Origin of the sequence: Nocardia australiensis (genome assembly GCF_020733705.1) — a bacterium.
Taxonomy (GTDB): domain Bacteria; phylum Actinomycetota; class Actinomycetes; order Mycobacteriales; family Mycobacteriaceae; genus Nocardia; species Nocardia australiensis.
The window spans coordinates 477172-496377 of sequence record NZ_JAJFZM010000017.1 but is presented as its reverse complement, the minus strand read 5'-3'; the positions used below and the strand labels follow the sequence as shown (position 1 = coordinate 496377).

General features: G+C 64.2%; 19 protein-coding genes and 1 pseudogene. 11 read left to right on the top strand and 9 right to left on the bottom strand.

Features of this window, described 5'->3' with window-relative positions:
• The first annotated feature begins 112 nt into the window (after positions 1 to 112).
• The 3 genes from LKE06_RS31515 to LKE06_RS31505 all read left to right on the top strand — a co-directional run bounded on the left by LKE06_RS31515 (position 113) and on the right by LKE06_RS31505 (position 3029).
• A complete protein-coding gene (locus tag LKE06_RS31515; RefSeq protein WP_228003087.1) occupies positions 113 to 1435 on the top strand; it encodes a serine hydrolase domain-containing protein in 1323 nt (440 codons plus the stop codon).
• 178 nt (positions 1436 to 1613) lie between these two features.
• Positions 1614 to 2639 carry a CobW family GTP-binding protein gene (locus LKE06_RS31510; protein WP_228003086.1) on the top strand — a complete coding sequence of 342 codons (1026 nt, stop codon included), beginning with the start codon at positions 1614 to 1616 and terminating at the stop codon, positions 2637 to 2639.
• Between the two features lie 198 nt (positions 2640 to 2837).
• Positions 2838 to 3029, top strand: coding sequence for a hypothetical protein (locus LKE06_RS31505; protein ID WP_228003085.1), 192 nt, complete (start codon positions 2838 to 2840; stop codon positions 3027 to 3029).
• Between the two features lie 6 nt (positions 3030 to 3035).
• On the opposite strand, the gene LKE06_RS31500 is transcribed toward LKE06_RS31505, so the two are convergent.
• The 4 genes from LKE06_RS31500 to LKE06_RS31485 all read right to left on the bottom strand — a co-directional run bounded on the left by LKE06_RS31500 (position 3036) and on the right by LKE06_RS31485 (position 6961).
• Entirely contained in the window at positions 3036 to 4037 is a 1002-nt protein-coding gene (locus tag LKE06_RS31500) for an AraC family transcriptional regulator ligand-binding domain-containing protein (protein WP_228003084.1), read from the bottom strand.
• A gap of 114 nt (positions 4038 to 4151) precedes the next feature.
• Complete coding sequence (locus LKE06_RS31495; protein ID WP_228003083.1) at positions 4152 to 4583, bottom strand: molybdenum cofactor biosynthesis protein MoaE; 432 nt, start codon at positions 4581 to 4583, stop codon at positions 4152 to 4154.
• Entirely contained in the window at positions 4576 to 5637 is a 1062-nt protein-coding gene (gene moaCB / locus LKE06_RS31490; protein ID WP_228003082.1) for a bifunctional molybdenum cofactor biosynthesis protein MoaC/MoaB, read from the bottom strand. Before moaCB ends, LKE06_RS31495 begins: the two co-directional genes overlap by 8 nt.
• A 100-nt stretch (positions 5638 to 5737) precedes the next feature.
• On the bottom strand, positions 5738 to 6961 hold the full coding sequence (locus tag LKE06_RS31485) for a molybdopterin molybdotransferase MoeA (protein ID WP_228003081.1): 1224 nt from the start codon (positions 6959 to 6961) through the stop codon (positions 5738 to 5740).
• A gap of 145 nt (positions 6962 to 7106) precedes the next feature.
• Between LKE06_RS31485 and moaA the strand changes: the two genes are divergently transcribed.
• Positions 7107 to 8165, top strand: coding sequence for a GTP 3',8-cyclase MoaA (gene moaA / locus LKE06_RS31480; RefSeq protein ID WP_228003080.1), 1059 nt, complete (start codon positions 7107 to 7109; stop codon positions 8163 to 8165).
• Positions 8158 to 8400, top strand: coding sequence for a MoaD/ThiS family protein (locus LKE06_RS31475; RefSeq protein ID WP_228003079.1), 243 nt, complete (start codon positions 8158 to 8160; stop codon positions 8398 to 8400). Before moaA ends, LKE06_RS31475 begins: the two co-directional genes overlap by 8 nt.
• A gap of 36 nt (positions 8401 to 8436) precedes the next feature.
• Here the strand turns inward: LKE06_RS31475 and nadE are convergent, their stop codons facing one another.
• Both nadE and LKE06_RS31465 read right to left on the bottom strand, forming a co-directional pair.
• Entirely contained in the window at positions 8437 to 9261 is an 825-nt protein-coding gene (nadE, locus tag LKE06_RS31470) for an NAD(+) synthase (RefSeq protein ID WP_228003078.1), read from the bottom strand.
• A gap of 6 nt (positions 9262 to 9267) precedes the next feature.
• Positions 9268 to 9903 carry a TetR/AcrR family transcriptional regulator gene (locus tag LKE06_RS31465; protein WP_228003290.1) on the bottom strand — a complete coding sequence of 212 codons (636 nt, stop codon included), beginning with the start codon at positions 9901 to 9903 and terminating at the stop codon, positions 9268 to 9270.
• A gap of 129 nt (positions 9904 to 10032) precedes the next feature.
• On the opposite strand from LKE06_RS31465, the gene LKE06_RS31460 reads away from it, so the two are divergent.
• From LKE06_RS31460 to mgtE, 6 genes are all read left to right on the top strand, one after another.
• Positions 10033 to 10602, top strand: a complete 570-nt coding sequence (locus LKE06_RS31460) for an NAD(P)H-dependent oxidoreductase (RefSeq protein WP_228003077.1) — start codon at positions 10033 to 10035, stop codon at positions 10600 to 10602.
• 446 nt (positions 10603 to 11048) lie between these two features.
• Positions 11049 to 11282, top strand: a complete 234-nt coding sequence (nrdH, locus tag LKE06_RS31455) for a glutaredoxin-like protein NrdH (protein WP_228003076.1) — start codon at positions 11049 to 11051, stop codon at positions 11280 to 11282.
• Positions 11283 to 11333: 51 nt separating this feature from the next.
• Complete coding sequence (gene nrdI, locus LKE06_RS31450; RefSeq protein WP_228003075.1) at positions 11334 to 11795, top strand: class Ib ribonucleoside-diphosphate reductase assembly flavoprotein NrdI; 462 nt, start codon at positions 11334 to 11336, stop codon at positions 11793 to 11795.
• Positions 11796 to 11833: 38 nt separating this feature from the next.
• Positions 11834 to 13939: a class 1b ribonucleoside-diphosphate reductase subunit alpha gene (gene nrdE / locus LKE06_RS31445; RefSeq protein WP_228003074.1), complete on the top strand. Its 2106-nt coding sequence runs from the start codon at positions 11834 to 11836 to the stop codon at positions 13937 to 13939.
• A 433-nt stretch (positions 13940 to 14372) separates the two neighbouring features.
• Complete coding sequence (locus tag LKE06_RS31435; protein ID WP_228003073.1) at positions 14373 to 14546, top strand: hypothetical protein; 174 nt, start codon at positions 14373 to 14375, stop codon at positions 14544 to 14546.
• Between the two features lie 344 nt (positions 14547 to 14890).
• Positions 14891 to 16333: a magnesium transporter gene (gene mgtE / locus LKE06_RS31430; protein WP_228003072.1), complete on the top strand. Its 1443-nt coding sequence runs from the start codon at positions 14891 to 14893 to the stop codon at positions 16331 to 16333.
• A 204-nt stretch (positions 16334 to 16537) separates the two neighbouring features.
• Here the strand turns inward: mgtE and nrdF are convergent, their stop codons facing one another.
• From nrdF to LKE06_RS31415, 3 genes and pseudogenes are all read right to left on the bottom strand, one after another.
• Positions 16538 to 17500: a class 1b ribonucleoside-diphosphate reductase subunit beta gene (gene nrdF, locus LKE06_RS31425; RefSeq protein ID WP_228003071.1), complete on the bottom strand. Its 963-nt coding sequence runs from the start codon at positions 17498 to 17500 to the stop codon at positions 16538 to 16540.
• Between the two features lie 324 nt (positions 17501 to 17824).
• Positions 17825 to 17950, bottom strand: a pseudogene (locus LKE06_RS31420) (transposase); the annotation flags it as partial.
• A 599-nt stretch (positions 17951 to 18549) separates the two neighbouring features.
• The gene (locus LKE06_RS31415; protein ID WP_228003070.1) at positions 18550 to 19146 is read right to left on the bottom strand and encodes a hypothetical protein; all 597 of its coding nucleotides are present in this window, start codon (positions 19144 to 19146) and stop codon (positions 18550 to 18552) included.
• Between the last annotated feature and the right edge of the window lie 60 nt (positions 19147 to 19206).

Here is a 19206-nt window from a genome sequence, read left to right as displayed (position 1 = left end):
AAACGTCACCACCGTGTGCGGCGCGCCCCGATAACTTGGGGCGCGCCGTGCCGTAACCGGCGTGTGGTCGCATCCGATGTTCCGGATATATCCATCCGGAGTGGAGGGTGCTGTGCGCCGTCATCTGAAAACCTTTGCGGGGTACGCGATTACGGCCGTGGTGCTGTCAGTGGGCATCGCGATCCCCGGTGCCGCCCATGCCGAACCGGCGCACTGTGCGACCACCGACGGGCGAAAGCCGCAGACCGCGACCCCGGCGGAAGTGGGGCTCGACGCACCCGCACTGGATCAGGCGATGGCGCTGGCATCAGACCCGAGCCGACTCAATGTTCAGGTGTTTCGGAACAATTGCTTGATCGCCACCGGTCCGAGGAACGAGCAGACCGGCGGCGTCGCGTGGAATCTGTGGAGCGGCACCAAGAGTGTCGTATCAATGGTCGCGGGGATCGCGGTCGATGAAGGGCTACTGGATCTCGACAAGCCGATCGACGCCTATCTTCCGGCCGGGCTCGGTGACGCCGCGCATCGCTCGATCACCGTCCGGAATCTGCTCACCGAGTCATCCGGACTGCGGGTCGCGGTCGCGTCGGAGGGAATTACCGGACTGGTGCAATTCGACCCGAACGTGGTGGCGCAGGCGCTGGCCATGCCGATCGAAGCGCCGCAGGGCACCAATTGGCGCTACAGCCAGCGAGTGGTGGATCTCGTCGTCTACGTCGTGCAGCAGGCCGTCGGCGATGACTTCCAGTCATACACCCAGCGGAAGCTGTTCGACCCGTTGGGGATACCGCGAACCGACTACCACTGGGCCCGTGACAGAAGCGGCAACACCTATGGACACGCGCACCTGGTGCTGCCGCCGGACGATTTCGCCAAGCTCGGACTGTTGGTCGCCAACCACGGCAGCTGGAACGGAAACACAATCATCTCGACCGAATACCTCGCACAGGCGACCCGGCCGTCGGCGACCAATCCGTGTTACGGATTCCTCTTCGTGGTCAACGGGCCCGATTGCGCTTCGGAATTCCCCGGCCTGCCGTCGGACGCGGTGAGAATTTCGGGAATGATGCGCCAGGACAGCTTCATCGTGCCGAGCCTCGGATTGGTGGTCAATTGGACCGGCGTGACGGTTCCTGGCAGCGCCCCGAGCTTCCCACACGACGTGCTACGCGCCATCACCGCCGCCTTCCGCGACCCGACGCAACCCGACGCGGGCCCCTACGTGCCGCAATCCGATGTCAGCCTGGCCGATCCGATGATCTCGAATCCCGATGCCACCCTCGGTGCTCTCGGCTTCGGCCCGTGGGCTTACCCCGGCTGCGACGCGCTCGCCTGCCTCGGCAGGCCCATGGCGCCTCCATTCGGAAATTGGCCACCGGGCTGCTTCATCGTGGGATGTCTCGGCCCGGATCCCGCGACACCAGGCATCCGCTAACCGGACACTGTGCACAGCACTTCGGTAGCAGGTCCGGTCCAGAGCAGGGTGACGGCCTGTCGGGCACGCGATCTCGTGACGGACATCGGAAGGGGCGGACGAGGCTGACCCACTCACTCGAAAGTGGGCGAGGAGGGGGCGCGAATACCCGCCGTAGTAGGCGCGGCAAAATGGCACGGTGGCCGACCGGATTCCAGTTCTGATCGTCGCCGGGTTTCTCGGGTCCGGGAAGACGACGTTGCTCAATCACCTGCTGCGCAACAGTCGCGGTACGCGCGTCGGCGTGGTTGTCAACGATTTCGGGGCCATCAATATCGATTCGATGCTGGTAGCCGGGCAGGTCGACGCGATGGTGTCACTCGGCAATGGCTGTGTGTGCTGTGCGGTGGACGTCACCGAGTTGGATGAGTTGTTCGATCGGCTCGCCGACCCGCGCGCGCGGATCGACGTCATTGTGGTGGAGGCCAGTGGCCTCGCCGAACCGCGCAACCTGATTCGGATGGTGGTAGGCAGCGATAATCCGCGCATCCGCTACGGCGGTCTGGTCGAGGTGGTCGACGCCGAGCTGTTCCCGGCCAGCCGCGAACGACATCCCGAGCTGGCCACGCATTTGCGGATGGCGGATCTGGTGGTGCTCAACAAGGTTGATCGAGCGCCGTCTGCGGACCTGGACCGCTTGCGCCGAGAAATCACCGAGCTGATCGGGCAGGTACCGGTTTACGCGACCACGCACGGGCGCATCGACCCGGGACTGCTGTTCGATGAGCCGCTGCGCGAAAAGCCAAGGGTCGCCGAGCAATTGAGTTTCGATGTGCTACTGCTCGACCATGATCACCACGATCATCACCACCTGCACGATGATTACACCACCGTCTCCTTCACCAGCGAACAGGAGTTGGATCCACGGCTGCTGATCGGATTTCTGGAAGACCCGCCACCCGGACTGTTCCGCGCCAAAGGGTTCGCGGCCTTCGGTGTCGCGGAGGAACGCCGGAAGTTCGTGCTGCATATGGTCGGCCACCACATCGCATTCGAACCCCGTGCGTGGCGGCGCGGCGAACCACGCACCACCCAGCTGGTTCTCATCGGCGCCGGACTTCCCATCGACTCGGCACTACAACGCCTGCATGCCGCGGTGCACACGGAAACCGAACCGCTCGATCCCAAAACCATGCTCGGTGTCTGGCGCTACATCCCGCACTGACGAAAAGAAGTTGGCGCGTTCGCCACGAAGCTGGCGCGTTCGGTCCTTGCCGGTAGCGGTCCGCCGACGCGAGACTGGCTGATGTGCCAGCCGCGTCGGCACCCGTATGCATTGGAGCGAGACGGCCCGCGCGGCGTCGGTTCGACTGCAGCGGAACGTAATCGACCGTATCGCCTCTGCGACCGATTGGAGAGTTCGGTGTTCGAGACTCTGGAGAGTGCTACCGCATACGTAATCGCCGCGCTGGAGGCCAAGGGCACCGCGACGCGTGAGGACTTCGACGTACCCGCCATCGTGGCCGCGTCTCACAATATCGTTGGCAGCTGGGACTTCCGTGCGATCGAGAACGAGACGTTCTGGCGCATCGCCGCCAGCTACCTCAAGGCATAGACCGCCTTACGCGGGCTGGTCGGAGCGATGCATATTCGATGTGACAGACCAGCGGCGAGCCGCCCTGCGCATCGACGCCGCGTCCGCGTAGCCGAGAAGTTCGGCCTGCCGCGATCTACTCAACGTGCCCTCGACCTGAGCAAGCCGAGCGTTGCGCGCCCGAGTCAACTCCTGCCGCCACGTCGTGCCCGATTCCATCAGCCTGCGCTGCAGCGTCCGCGAACTGGTGGCCAGCCTGCGTGCCACTCGATCCAGCGACACCTCGCCGTCGGACAGTGCCTCGGCCACGGCTGCCGCGACCCGATCGGGCCAGGCGTTCGCGAGCGGTGGTGGGGGTTGGAGTGCCTCGGCCAGTGGCCGCAATACTCCGGCGAGTACCGGGTCGCTGCTGGTCAGGGGCAGGTCCATATCGGAAGCGCGGAACGTTATCGCGTCCACCGGGCAGTCGAATTCGATTGCGGCGGTGCCGAATACCTCACGGAATGCGTGCAGCTCGCGCGGCGCCCGCTGTCGCAGCGATACCCGCAGCGGGACCACCGGATGGTCGATGACCCGGCGTGCCCGGCTGAGCACCGCGCACAACCCCCACAACTGCGTCAGGTCCCGGCCGCGTCCCTCACCGGTGATCATGTCGAGGTAGAGGGTGACTTCCGCGTCGTTCTCCGTGATGAGTTCGAAGCGATGATTGGTGGTGACGGCGCTGACGTAGGGGCCGCAGGTCGCCAGGCCCGCCCCCAGTGTCGGTGCGGTGGAGAACAGGTAGTCGTAGAGGCCGAGGCTGGTCATTTGGTAGCGCCGCGCCACATTGAGCGCGACATTCGGATCGGCGAGCCCGTGTTCACCGAGTTCCCAAAGCCGCGTAAAGGTGGAACTCGGCAGATGCACGTCATCGACCGCCATCGTCCATTCGGGCACACCCGTCTCGCGAATCAACCGATCCCGATCCAGCCCGGCCGCGGCGAGCTGGGAGATCACGAATCTGTGCAGCAATACCTGATCGGTGCCCATGGTGTCCTCCTATCGCTTGGGTGGACGAGTTTCGTTGCGCCAGAACGCTATAGCGCCGAGGTGTTGATTCGCTATCGGAACCACGTGACGATGCGATAAACGCCGGGCGCGGTGTCAGCCGCAGGCATTCACCCATTCGGAAGGCCCGTCGGTGAACAGTTGCCGCTTCCAGATCGGGACCTCATGTTTTATCCGGTCCACCAACTCCGCGCAGGCCGCGAAGGCTTCGGCGCGGTGCGGGGCGGCGACCGCGACGACGATGGCGAGATCGCCGATGGTCAACGGTCCTATACGGTGCACAGCCGCGACCGGCAATCCCGACACGGCGGCTGACTCGGCGCAACATGTGCGCAGAAACTGCTCGGCTCTAGGATGCGCCGAGTACTCCAACGCGGAAACCGCCTGCCCACCGTCGTGATTGCGCACCTTGCCGGTGAACACCACGACCGCGCCGTGCTCTGGGCCACTCACCGCGGCCTCGACTTCGGCCGGATCCAGGGGCTGGTCGCTGATTCGCGCCAGCCGCACGATCGCCTCATCACTCATGGTTGCCGCCTCCGGCTACTTGCGCGAGCAGATGATCCAGGAGCGGTTCGAGGACGGTCATGCCGTCCTTCACCCCACCGGGAGAACCGGGCAGGTTCACGATCACCGTTCGGCCCGCCAAACCCGCGACACCACGACTGAGTGCGGCGAGCGGGAACTTCGCGGTGCCACGTTGCCGGACCGCCTCGGCGACCCCGGGGAGTTCGCGATCGATGACGGCCAGTGTTGCTTCCGGGGTCGAGTCGGTGGGGGACGCGCCGGTACCCCCGGTCGTGATGATCAATGCGGGTGCTAGGCGAAGCGCATCGGCCAAACCGATGGCGATCTCGGCGTCGGCGTACACCAGCGGGCCACGCACGGCGAAGCCGAGTCCGCCGAGCCAGTCCGCGAGAACAGGTCCGGTGGTGTCGGTCCTGGTGCCCGCCGCCGCGCCGGTCGAGGCGACCAGCACCACGCCCGATTTTGTTTGCGTGTCCGAAACGTGCTGCTGCGCTGAATATTTCGCGTCGTCTTGCACGGTTTCGGTGACATCGTCCGAGGTGTCGGCACTCGAAGCCGCGGTGATCGCGTCGGCGGATCCGGTCGCGGGGCGCTCCCAATGTCCGTGCTTTCCACCATCTTTGGTGAGCAAACGCACGCCGTTCAGCGTCGCGGCGGGGTCGACGGCCTTCACCATGTCGTGCAAGGTGAGTCCGGCGACGGCGACCGCGGTGAGCGCTTCCATCTCGACACCGGTGGGGCCCTTGGTTTTCGCGGTGGCCGCGATGATGATGGCGGTACCGGTGAAATCGAACTCCACCCGCACCGACGACAGCGCGAGTTGATGGCAGAGTGGAATGAGTTCCGAGGTCTTCTTCGCGCCTGCGATGCCCGCGATCCTCGCGGTGGACAGCACATCGGCCTTCGGCATGCCATCGGCGCGTACCAGTGCGACTACCTCGGCGGTGGTCTGCAGTTCCCCGGTCGCGACGGCGATCCGGGTGGTGTCTGCCTTCGCGCTCACATCGACCATGCGGGCACGACCCTCGTGGTCGACATGGGACAAATCACTCATGATGTCCACACTCGCACAGCCGTGTCCGAGCCGGTGCGCCAGACCTCCATGGACTCGAGCGCAGGCGGGCGGCGGTCGACATCGGCTGGAACACCGTGGTTCATCGGCTCGGCGCCGCGGATAGGGAACGGACGAGAACGGTCGCACCCGCCGGGATGGCGGTGCTCGTGGCGGGAAGGTCGATCAGTACATCGGCCCACGCCATCCCGGCAATCAGGTGTGAACCCGGGCCGGACGCCGCCGTCACGCCCGCGTGGGTGACCCGGCCACGCAGGAACTGGCGTCGACCGGCCGGTGACTTCACCGGCTCCAGCAGCGGCAACTCCCAAGTCTCGATCTCGGGCAGTCCGGCGAGGCGGCGCAGCAGCGGCCGGGCGAATACCTCGAACGACACGATGGTGCTGACCGGGTTGCCGGGAAAGCTCAGCACCGGAACTCCGTCGACAACGGTCAGGCCCTGTGGCCCGCCGGGTTGCACCGCGACCGAGCCGAACTGCCCGCCCAGCGGTTGTAATACCTCCTTGACCACCTCGAAGTCGCCCTTGGACACGCCACCGGAGGTGAAGACGACATCGGCGGATTCCGTTGCCGCATGGAGCAATCGGTGGAATTCGCCGGGATCGTCGGTGCTGTGCTCGACCCCGGCGACCAGCACACCGTTCGCGGTGAGTGCTGCGGCCAGCGCGATGCCGTTCGAGTTGTAGATCTGTCCCGGCCGTAGCGTCGAGCCCGCGGGAACGAGTTCGTCGCCGGTGGTGAGGATGGCCGCACGAATGGGTCGTGATACCGGTACTTCGGCCACCCCGACCGCGGCGAGTGCGGCGATGTGCCGGGGCGCGAGCCGGGTTCCGGCCGAAACCAGCAACTCACCCGTGCGCACGTCGGTCCCCGCTTCGCGCACGAATTCGCCTGCGCTACGGCCACGTTCGATCGTCACCGCGACGCTGTCGGAATGCGCGTCCTCCACCGGCACTACACAATCCGCGCCAGGCGGTATCGGTGCGCCCGTCATGACCTTCATCGCGGCGCCATCCGGCAGCGGTGTCGTCCCCGGGTTGCCCGCCGCGACAACACCGGCCAGTGGCAGCGTCACCGGGGCGACCACCACGGAGGCGGCGCGCACCGCGTACCCGTCCATGGCGGAGTTACGGAAGACCGGCAGATCGACCGGTGCGTGGACGTCTTCGGCGAGTTGCCTGCCGAGCGCGGCGGGTACCGCGGCGGATTCGGCCGGACGTGCCGCCAACGGCCGCAGCAGCTGTTGGATTGCGTCCCGGTGGTCGTCGACGGACCGAACCTGGGATGTGGCGGGCCGAGAGGTCATGCGGCCAGCCTAATAGCCGTGCTGCCACGGTTGGCTCGGACGAAGGTACGGCTCGCGACCGGCAAAGCGTGTCGGTTGTTGTCGATGGCGACGAGGACTGATGGCGACGAGGACTCATGCGGCGGCAACTTGTCATAATGGATCCGTGACGCTGGTCCAGATGGGGATTCCCGCCGTGCGGTCTGGGCGCCCATCGCTCGATGGACGCCCCGATACGCCGTTCTTGGTGGACCGATTCGGCCGCACGGCCCGTGATCTGCGCGTGTCGATAACCGAGAAATGTTCGTTGCGCTGCACCTATTGCATGCCCGAGGAGGGGCTGCCCGCGATCCCCACGCAGGAGTTGCTGACCGTCGATGAGATCGTGCGGCTCGTCGTGCTCGCGGTGCGCGAACTCGGGGTGCGCGAGGTGCGCTTCACCGGTGGCGAGCCGTTGCTACGGCGTGATCTGGAACGGATCATCGCGGGCTGTCATGAGCACGTGCCCGAGGTGCCGCTGGCCATGACGACCAACGGCGTCGGCCTCGCCCATCGCGCCCGTGGCCTCGCCGCGGCCGGGCTGAGCCGGGTCAACGTGTCGCTCGACACCGTGGATCGACTCGGCTTCGCACACCTGACTCGCCGTGATCGCCTCGACTCGGTCTTCGCGGGCATTCGCGCCGCGCGCGACGCCGGCTTGGCGCCGATGAAGGTGAACGCCGTGCTGATGCGCGAAACCCTGTCCGGCGCAGCCGATCTGCTGCGCTGGTGTCTGGACGAGGACTGCGAGTTGCGGTTCATCGAAGAGATGCCGCTCGACGCCGACCACGAATGGGCGCGCGCGAACATGGTCACCGCGGCCGAATTGCTCGAGGTGCTAGGCGCGCGTTTCGAACTCACCGAGGCCGGTCGACCGGACCCATCGGCCCCCGCCGAGACCTGGCTGGTTGACAGTGGCCCGGCGACGGTCGGCATCATCGCCACCGTCACCCGAAAATTCTGTGACAGCTGTGATCGCACCCGCCTGACCGCCGATGGCATGCTCCGTTCGTGCCTGTTCAGCGATCAGGAATTCGATGTACGCCAGGCGCTGCGCTCGGGCGCGGACGACGCGGATATCGCCGATATCTGGCGTGGCGCCATGTGGAATAAGTGGGCGGGTCACGGCATCGACGCCGCGGGCTTCGTCCCGCCGGAGCGGTCAATGGGAGCAATCGGTGGTTGAGATCCGCTACTTCGCCGCGATTGCCGACGCAGTCGGCAAGGACCGCGAGTCCCTGGACCTGCCCGCCGGCGCCACTGTCGCGGACCTGCGCACCACGCTCGCCGAATCCTACGGCCCCGACCTGGAGAAAATGCTGGCCGTCTGCGCCTACCTGATCGGCGACGAACTCACCCGCGACCCGACCGCGACCCTCACTGCGCGAGTGGACGTGCTGCCACCCTTCGCGGGCGGCTGACCTACCCGCGGCAGTGCGTGGAGAGCCGAAAAGCGTTCAGCTCCACCAAGTGTCGAGAGGAGTGACCGGCACCGCACGCTTGTGCCGCGTGTTCCGGTAGGTGGCCTCCAACTTCGTGGTGACCTCCGGCGTGACGTCCTTGCCTTCCAGGTAGTCATCGATCTCGCTGTAGCGCAGGCCGAGGGCTTCTTCGTCCGGTAGGGCCGGGCGGTCGTCCTCCAGGTCGGCGGTGGGAACCTTGGACCAGATACTGGACGGCGCACCGAGTTCCTGTAGTAGGGCCGCGCCCTGGCGCTTGGTCAGGCCGGTGAGTGGGGTGAGGTCGACGCCACCGTCGCCGTATTTGGTGAAGAATCCGGTTACCGCCTCCGCGGCGTGATCGGTGCCGACGACGAGCAGGTTTTCCTGCCCAGCGATGGCGTACTGGATCACCATGCGCTCGCGAGCCTTGATATTGCCGCGAACGAAGTCGCGCAGATCCGGCACATCGAGGCTGCGCGCGGTCTCGGCGGCAACCGCGTTGGCGCCCGGCCGGACGTTCACCGCCACCGAGCGGTCGGGTTGTACGAACTTCATCGCGATCCTGGCATCGACCTCGTCTGCCTGCACACCATAGGGCAGGCGCACCGCGATGAACTTGGCGTCGGTATTCTCGGCGCGCAGTTCCTCGGCGGCCAACTGACACAGTCGCCCGGCGAGCGCACTGTCCTGGCCGCCGCTGATCCCGAGGACGAATCCGGTTGCGGGAGTGGCGCGCAGGTAGTCCTTGAGGAACTCGACGCGGCGGCGCACCTCGAGCTTCGGTTCGATACTGGGTTGAACGCCGAGTTCGGCAATGATCTGTTCACGCAAGGACTGCATGGCAACTCACTGTACTGGCGAAGTCGGCGTGACTACACGCCGAACGAGAGCCTCCCAGTTGTCGCCGATTTGCTCACGGCGGTATCCGAGTACGTGCATCTGGTGCATGACCAACGCCGCCCCGAGCGCGGCCAGCAGGGTATCGGCGACAAGCGGAATCTCGCCGGTCACCTCCGCCTGCCGCAGCAGCATCGATACGTGCGTCTTCAGCAGCAGGTAGGGAGGTTCGGCGTAGCGGTCCCTGGCGGTGCCGATCTCGGCGGCGCGATGCAGTTCGCCCTCGACCTCGATATCGAGCAGCCTGGCCCGGCCGAAGGCGACCAGGCGTTGTACCGGCGGTGCGCCCGGCCCCAGCGGCGGCGGCCCGAACATAAAGCCCTCTTGGTACTTGTGTTCGGAATGGTCGAGCAGCGCTGTCAGCAGCCCGGCCCGGCTGCCGAACCGGCGGAATACAGTGCCTTTCCCGACACCGGCTCGCTTGGCCAGCGCGTCCATGGTGAGACCGTCGACGCCTTGTTCGCGCACCAATTGTTGCGCCGCGTCCAGCAGTAATCGCCGGTTGCGCGCGGCGTCAGCGCGTTCGGCGGGTTCGACGAATCCGGGCAGTGGCGCGCCGACGCCGAGCAGCGATCGTTTGGGCAGCGGTTCGTCCGACCGGGTCGTGTCGTAGCTCACAGGGATCTCGCCGTCTCGGGGAATTAAATCGGACCTTAGTCCGGTTGGTGTGTCATGGAAGTTCGGGACACCACATTCAGTACACCAGGAGTCGTTATGAGTCAGACCCGCATCCTCGCGCTCGTCGGTAGCCTTCGGGCCGCGTCCATTAATCGCCAGCTCGCCGAGGCCGCGGCGCAGACCGCGCCCGAAGGTGTCGAGGTCGCCATTTATGAGGGCCTCGGCGAGATTCCGTTCTACAACGAAGATCTCGACATTCCCGGTGCGGTGCCGGCCGCGGCTCAGGCGTTGCGTGACGCGGTCGCGGCGTCCGATGGCCTGCTGCTGGTGACCCCGGAATACAACGGAACCCTGTCGGCCGTGCTCAAGAACGCCATCGACTGGACATCCCGTCCGTATGGCACCGGTGCGCTGCAGGACCGACCGGTCGCGGTGGTGAGCGGTTCGATCAGTGCGAACGCGGCGCAGTGGGCGCACGGTGACGCGGTCAAGGCGCTGGGTGTCGCGGGCGCCAAGGTTGTCGAATCCGCACACCTGCACTTCGGCACGTTCGGTCAGCGTTTCGGTGAGGTGCATCCGCGTGAGGATGTCGAGGCGCTGACCCAGCTGGCTGCCACAGTGCACAAGCTGGTCGAGGCATCGCGCGGCGAATTGGTGTCGGCGTGAGCTCGACGCGCTGACCGGTGACCGTCCGACGGGCCGTCCGCACTCTGCTCGATCGGAGTGCGGACGGCCCGTTTTTGTGTGCGTCGCGGGGTTTGCTGGAAGAGAGCCGCTGCGCGAAATTGTGATCCATGACACGGTCGTGTCGGCTTGCGAATCGAGCGTCCTGGTACTTACCGCGTCGGAATTTCATCTTTGTGGTTCGCAACATGTCGTGTTGTATGAATCTGTCGGCCACTAGGTGTAGTGTCTGTCGTACTGGAAGACGATCTGAAGCTCGAGGCGAAACGCATCGGTGCGAACCGGCTGAGCAGGGCATTCGGGATCGGATCCAGGAGTTTGCGCAGCGTACGTCGGAGCATGCATCGCAAGCGACTGCTCACAGTCGCTCGAAACAACACTGCATACGGATCACAGGCTGTGGATCAGGCATAGGAGAGAGGGACTCAATGACCATCACCGTGTACACCAAGCCCGCTTGCGTCCAGTGCAACGCGACCTACAAGGCCCTCGACAAGGTCGGGGTCGATTACGAGGTCATCGATATCTCCGAGAACGACGAGGCGCGTGACTATGTCATGGCGCTGGGCTACCTGCAGGCGCCGGTTATCGTGGCCGGCGAGGATCACTGGTCCGGCTTCCGGCCCGACCGCATCAAGTCGCTCGCCACTGTCGCGGCCTGAGCCGCGTAGTTCGTTTCCGTTCATCCGAATGATGGAAGAAGGGAGCCGGCCATGTCCGAAACGGCAGCGCTGGTTTACTTCTCCAGCGCCTCGGAGAACACGCATCGCTTCGTCGAGAAGCTGGGTATCCCGGCGACTCGCATACCACTGCACTCCGCCGATTCGCTGCGCGTAGACGAGCCCTACGTGCTGATCGTCCCCACCTACGGGGGCGGTCGGCACGTTCTGGGTGGAAATAGATCCGACAAGGATTTCGTGCCTCGGCAAGTCGCCAAGTTCCTCAACGATCCGCACAATCGCGCCCTGCTGCGCGGTGTCGTCGCGGCGGGCAACACGAACTTCGGCGATACGTACTGCTATGCGGGAGAGGTGATCTCGCGCAAATGCGGGGTGCCGTACCTATATCGCTTCGAACTCATGGGAACTGCTGAGGACGTCGAGCGCGTCCGAGAGGGATTGGGATTGTTTTGGCAACAGCAACGACAGCACCGACCGGTAAAACGGCTCGCCTAGAGCAAACCACGGTTCGCGGAGCCGAGGCAGGCGAGGTCATGGACTATCACGCCCTCAACGCGATGCTGAACTTGTACGGTCCGAACGGCGAGATCCAGTTCGACAAGGACCGCGAGGCCGCACACCAATACTTCCTGCAGCACGTCAACCAGAACACGGTCTTCTTCCACAACCTGGACGAGAAGCTGGACTACCTGGTCAACGAAAACTATTACGAGGCCGAGGTTCTCGACCAGTACGGCCGCGGGTTCATCAAGCAGCTGTTCCAGCAGGCCTACGCTAAGAAGTTCCGTTTCCCCACCTTCCTCGGCGCGTTCAAGTACTACACCTCCTACACCCTCAAGACCTTCGACGGGAAGCGTTACCTGGAGCGGTTCGAGGACCGGGTCTGCATGGTGGCGCTGACTCTCGCGGCCGGAGACGAGGTACTCGCGAGCAAGCTGGTTGACGAGATCATCGACGGCCGCTTCCAGCCGGCCACCCCGACCTTTCTGAACTCGGGCAAGAAGCAGCGCGGCGAGCCGGTGTCATGCTTCCTTTTACGCATCGAGGACAATATGGAGTCCATCGGGCGGTCCATCAATTCCGCGCTGCAGTTGTCCAAGCGTGGTGGCGGAGTCGCGTTGCTGCTCAGCAACATTCGTGAGCACGGTGCGCCGATCAAGAAGATCGAGAACCAGTCCTCGGGTGTCATTCCGATCATGAAGCTGCTGGAGGATTCGTTCTCCTATGCCAACCAGCTCGGTGCGCGTCAGGGTGCGGGCGCGGTGTATCTGCACGCGCACCATCCCGATATTTACCGGTTCCTGGATACCAAGCGGGAGAACGCGGACGAGAAGATCCGCATCAAGACCCTCTCACTGGGTGTGGTGATCCCGGACATCACCTTCGAGCTGGCGAAGAAGAACGAGGACATGTACCTGTTCTCGCCGTACGACGTGGAACGCATCTACGGCAAGTCCTTCGCCGATATCGACGTCACCGAGAAGTACTACGAGATGGTCGACGACAAGCGGATCCGCAAGTCGAAGATCAAGGCGCGCGAGTTCTTCCAGACCGTCGCCGAGCTGCAGTTCGAATCCGGCTACCCCTACATCATGTTCGAGGACACGGTGAACCGGGCCAACCCGATCGCGGGCAAGATCACCCACTCGAACCTGTGCTCGGAGATCCTGCAGGTTTCCACGCCGTCGCTGTTCAACGATGATCTGTCCTATGCCAAGGTGGGCAAGGATATTTCGTGCAACCTCGGCTCGCTGAACATCGCCAAGACGATGGATTCACCCGATTTCGCGCAGACCATCGAGACCTCGATCCGGGCGCTGACCGCGGTGTCGGATCAGACGCACATCTACTCGGTGCCATCGATCGAGCAGGGCAACAACGAGTCTCACGCCATCGGCCTCGGCCAGATGAACCTGCACGGGTATCTGGCCCGCGAGCGGGTTCACTACGGTTCCGACGAGGGCGTCGACTTCACCAACATCTACTTCTATACGGTTGTCTACCATGCGATTCGGGCATCGAACCTGATCGCGAAAGAGCGCGGCAGCTACTTCGGTGGCTTCCCTGAATCCAAGTACGCCAGCGGCGAGTACTTCGACAAGTACACCGAGCAGGTGTGGGAGCCGAAAACCGAACGCGTGGCGCGGATCTTCGCCGATGCGGGCGTGCACATTCCGACCCAGGACGATTGGCGTGAGCTGAAATCCTCGGTGATGGAGCATGGCATCTACAACCAGAACCTGCAGGCGGTGCCGCCAACCGGTTCGATCTCCTACATCAACCACTCCACCAGTTCCATCCACCCGGTGGCGTCGAAGATCGAGATCCGCAAGGAAGGCAAGATCGGCCGCGTCTACTACCCGGCGCCCTACCTCGACAACGACAACCTCGAGTACTACGACGACGCGTACGAGATCGGTTACGAGAAGATCATCGACACCTACGCCGCGGCCACCCAGCATGTGGACCAGGGCCTGTCGCTGACGCTGTTCTTCAAGGACACGGCCTCCACCCGTGACCTGAACCGTGCGCAGATCTACGCCTGGCGCAAGGGCATCAAGACGCTCTACTACATCCGCCTGCGCCAAATGGCTTTGGAGGGAACCGAAGTCGAGGGTTGCGTTTCCTGCATGCTGTAGGCATGTTGCCGAGGGCGGTCTCCGTTGCGGAGGCCGCCCTTTTGCCGCGGTAACCAGGCTCCGATCGTCAGATCATCGCTGCGACCCGAAAGGGGATGTCCGGCGCGACGGAAGGCTGGTTATCGAGGGTTGTCAGTTCGATGCCGGAGGTGTCGTAGGCCGGCTCCGGAAATTGAAGATTGCGTAGCTCAGGCCGAGATCGCGGACCCGCGAGAGCTTTTCGCTGATCTGCTCGGGGGTGCCGACGGCGGCGCTGGTGCCGAAGAGGTCGCGTCCGCACCGCCGGGGTAATAGCTCGATGCCACGTGCGTCCAGCTGAGGTCACTGGGTGCCAGGTGGGCGGTGGTGCGGTTGTCCAGCCCGAGGCGACGAATGGCCGGCTGACGGCCGTGCGGACAAGGCGATCCACTGCGCCGAGCTAGGGATCACGCACATGATCGATGATCGGCTGGAGGTGCACCGCGGACTGCGCGGGCTCGTCTCGCACCTGTATCTGTTCGGCGTTCAATCCGAACCTGTCCCGTCATGGGTGGATCACGTACCCACTTGGAGCGATACGGAATTCGCCATAACCGCCATGCTGCCGGGCGAACCAGGGGAGCGGTAGACCGAGTCGGGGCACGCGGGGCATTGCCTTTGTTCCGCCAGGCGCGATCTCCGAGGTGCAACGCCCGTTGCGTGGATCGCGTCTGGTCGGCTGTGGCACCAAATGCGTGTATCCTACACAGGGACGCAATCGTGTCCGTATCCGTTTTCTGCAGTGGCGTGGATGCCTGGATCCGCGGCAGCGACCATGAGGAGGTGGGGTTGCGATGCGCAGCGAACCTCCGAGTCGAAGGCCGCGCGGCGCCGCCCTCTCGCCCTCTTAGCTAGTTCGCGACAGCAGAGGCCGGCGCCCGCGGTGTGAATCACGCACTTTCTCATTCACTCCCGCTCTGCTGAGGATCTCCCATGTCGCAGACCGAAGTTATCGAAGCGCGTCCAACGCTGCCCGAGGCGTGCCCGGATGTACCTATGTCGGATGCTCCCATGCCCGAAGTATCGGCCCTGCCCGAGACTTCGACACCCGAGCTCTCGTTGCCGGAGGCGATCGACGCCCACCGCGTCGACGTCGCGCTCGAATGGCTCGACAATCACCCACCGCACGTGATCGCCGATCAACTCGCCAGGATGGATGCCGTCCAGGCCGGGCTGGCCTTCCGGCTGCTCGACAAGGATCTGGCGCTGGCGGTATTCGAGGAACTCGAGCCCGTGGACCAGCAGCAGATCCTGCAAGGTCTGCGCGACCACACCTTTCGTGAACTCGTCGAGGAAATGGCTCCCGACGACCGTGCCAGAATGCTGCGCGAGGCACCGGCCAAGGTCGCAAAGAAGGTACTCGCCGGGCTGAGCCCCCGCGAACGGCGGATGACCGCCGCATTGCTCGGCTACCCCGAGGGCTCGGTCGGGCTGTATATGACGCCGGAAGTTGTTGCGCTGCCACGCAATCTGACCGTCGCTGCCGCGCTCCAGACAGTGCGAACCAAGGGCGCAAATGCCGAAACCGTCTACACACTGCCCGTGGTCGACGCGGGCAGGCGACTCACCGGCATTGTGGAACTGCGAGAACTGGTATTGAGCCGGCCGGACACGATGGTCGCCGAACTCGTTGTCACCGAACCGGCTTTCGTGCGCGCCACCGACTCGGCGGAAAAGGCCGCCCGGCTGATGCGCGAGACCAACGACCTCAACCTGCCGGTCGTCGACAGCGAGGACCGCCTGGTCGGGCTGCTCACCATAGACGACGCGGTCGAGGTCATCGAGGCCGCCGACAGCGAGGATGTGGCCAAGCAGGCCGGCTCCGCACCATGGGCCGGGCACTATATGGCCGCCGGGGTGATCCAGCTCGCCCGCTACCGCGCACTGTGGTTGCTGCTGTTGCTGTTCGCGGCGACTCTGACCGTCAGCGTCACCGACTTCTTCGAAGGCACGCTCCAGCAGGCGGCGAACCTGGCACTGTTCATTCCGCTGCTGATCGGGGCGGGTGGCAATGCGGGCGCTCAGGCGGCCACCGCGTGTGTGCGCGCTCTCGCCGTTGGTGAGGTGCGCGGGTCGGATCTGTTGAAGGTGATCTGGCGTGAATGTCGCGTCGGCCTGGTCCTCGGCGCGATGCTCGCCACCGCGGGAGTGATCATCGGCGCACTGTTCGTCGACCCGGGCACAGCCCTGGTCGTCGGCATCACACTCGTGCTGATCTGTGGCTGGGCGGCAACCATCGGCGGCACAATGCCCTTGCTGGCCAAGCGTTTCCGCATCGATCCCGCAGTGGTTTCGGCACCCATGGTTACCACCCTCGTCGACGCCACCGGCCTGATCATCTACTTCACCACGGCCAAACTGGTTCTCGGCATCTGAACATCGAATCTGCTGTTGCCCAAGGGATCCCGTACCGCAGGACATTGAGCCAACCCGGTCGAGACGGCTAATCGCATTGCCTGGATCGGGGCGCCGGATCGGAGTTGCGGATTCTGCAAAAGACCAACGGGGACAATTAGTTTCGCAGTGTGATGGAGCATGCGTTCCTGCCGCCACCGGAAATGGTGGCGGCAGGATGTGCGATCAGAACTCCCAGTCTTCGTCTTCGGTATTGACCGCCTTGCCGATGACGTAGCTGGAGCCCGAGCCGGAGAAGAAGTCGTGGTTCTCGTCGGCGTTGGGGGACAGGGCCGAGAGGATGGCCGGGTTCACGTCGGTCTCGTCCTTGGGGAACAGGCTCTCGTAGCCGAGGTTCATCAGCGCCTTGTTGGCGTTGTAGCGCAGGAACTTCTTGACGTCCTCGGTGAGGCCGACCTCGTCGTAGAGGTCCTGGGTGTAGTCGACCTCGTTGTCGTAGAGCTCGAAGAGCAGCTCGAAGGTGTAGTTCTTCAGCTCGTCGCGCTCGGCCTGGCTGACCAGTTCCAGGCCCTTCTGGTACTTGTAGCCGATGTAGTAGCCGTGCACGGCTTCGTCGCGGATGATCAGCCGGATCAGGTCGGCGGTGTTGGTGAGCTTGGCCCGGGAGGACCAATACATCGGCAGGTAGAAGCCGGAGTAGAACAGGAAGCTCTCCAGCAGGGTGGAGGCCACCTTGCGCTTGAGCGGATCTTCGCCGTTGTAGTAGCCGAGCACGATCTCGGCTTTGCGCTGCAGGTTGCGGTTCTCCTCCGACCACCGGAACGCGTCGTCGATCTCGCGGGTGGAACACAGTGTGGAGAAGATGGAGCTGTAGCTCTTGGCGTGCACCGACTCCATGAACGCGATGTTGGTGTATACCGCCTCTTCGTGCGGGGTCAGCGCGTCCGGGATCAGGCTGACCGCGCCGACGGTGCCCTGTATGGTGTCCAGCAGCGTCAAGCCGGTGAACACCCGCATGGTCAATTGCTTCTCGTCGGCGGTGAGGGTGTTCCATGACGGAATGTCATTGGACACCGGTACCTTTTCGGGCAGCCAGAAGTTGCCGGTCAGTCGGTCCCAAACCTCGGCATCCTTCTCGTCGGGCACCCGATTCCAGTTGATCGCCGACACCCGATCGATCAGTTTCATTCTGCCTCCACGCCCTTCCCGAGCACGCTGCCGTCACGGAATCGCTACCTACTGAACACTACTCCTTGTGGGTAACAACTCCAGCCAGCACAACACCTTGTGTTGCAGCGGTGTATATCACCTTGGCGCAGATACGCCTATGACCACCGCGTGCGCGCCCCATTCTCCGTCATACGTCTCAGGACCGGCGCAGCGGTCCCAGCGCGTGTCGTTCGATCGCCGAGGGTTTGCCCACGGCCGGGTGCGATCGACGTCGTGGTCGACCGGGGCGAGACCGATGGGGGCGAAAAGCCGGCTCTGGCCCACTTTCGATGATTTCGTGGGTCAGTCCGCCAGGAGCACGCGGGCGCGCAGGAGGTCGAAGTTGGCTCGGCCGTACCCGGTTCGCTTGATCATCTTGATGCGGTTGACGTTGCCTTCGACCGCGCCGCTGCTCCAGTCGAGGGTGAGTCAGTGTTTGTCGAGGATGCTGCCGCGTTTGCCGACCTCGGTCAGCAACTGCTCGGCGGTGGCGGCTCTGGCTTGGCGGCGCACAGTCGTGCGGGTGAGGTGCAGCGTCCGGCTGATCGCGCACTACCCACGACCACGACCCGGGTCTATAGCCGGAGATGCTGTGCCCCAACGGGATCGACACGCCCAAGATCATCGAAAGGGCTGCCGCTGTATGAGCAGAGCAGCCCTCGCCGCTCGATACCCTGTGGATACGCGCTGCTCAACCGCAGTCTTCCGGTGTGTCACCAGTGGGCCGAGACGCGCAGGTACAGGATGGACATCCGGATCTCAGCTGGATGCGCAACAGCCTCTGACCTGGGCAAAACGGTGTCGGCCGAACAGCTGAGTACGCCGCCGGGGTCACTCAACCGGATCCATTGTTTGCGCCCGTTTCGAGGTCCACGTCTTTGTGGACCGCTATCGGCGTCGTTGCCGGGCGGCTCAGGCGTCAAGCGCCTAAACCTCGATCGGGCAATCCGGTCGGAACATGGACAGTGTGCAGTCCGGACCGACCTCTCGCGGGGCAAGGCCTGAATGTCTTCGCGGCTATGCCCCGGTCATCCGATTCCTCGCCACCCCAAAGGCAATTGGAGGTGACGATTTCGGATTTGGTCCACCATTTCGGCGTAGCCTTCACGGGCTTCACTCAGGTGAAACCATGCTTGGTGCCGCTTTTCCTCTTCCTTTGCATGCAGCACTGTCCACCATGCCTCGGCGTAGGTCATTGCGATGCGGCTGATCACCTCACCCAGCGAGTGCGTATGCTTGCGGGCGCTTTTCGTACGCGGTATGTGACGTACCGCCCACGCATTGATCTGAGTAATAACCTCATCGATTCCTGCGTGAACGTGCTCGCAAGGATTGCTTCGTGGCGACAGCTCCGGGTCGAGCTTGAAAGGTATCAATTCGGCGTGCAGATCGCCGAGCGTTCGCGCCCAACCAACAAGTGGCGTTCTATCGGTAGAGCGGCCCGAGATCGCCTGAATCAGATGTCCGGGCTCCAATAAAGGCACCGCCTTGTGCAAAGGCTGCACGGCCAGTTGCGGCTGAGCCGCTGGCAACGCATCGGCACCATCAGTGCGCCCAAAGTCGAGTACCAATGGCGAGGCTGGAGGTGCCGATGAGCCGACAGGGTCGTGTGAAACCCAGGTCATTGTGGCCTCTTCGGACTCGATAGTGAATGGACAGTGCACTCAGCATGCCAGCCGTACCGC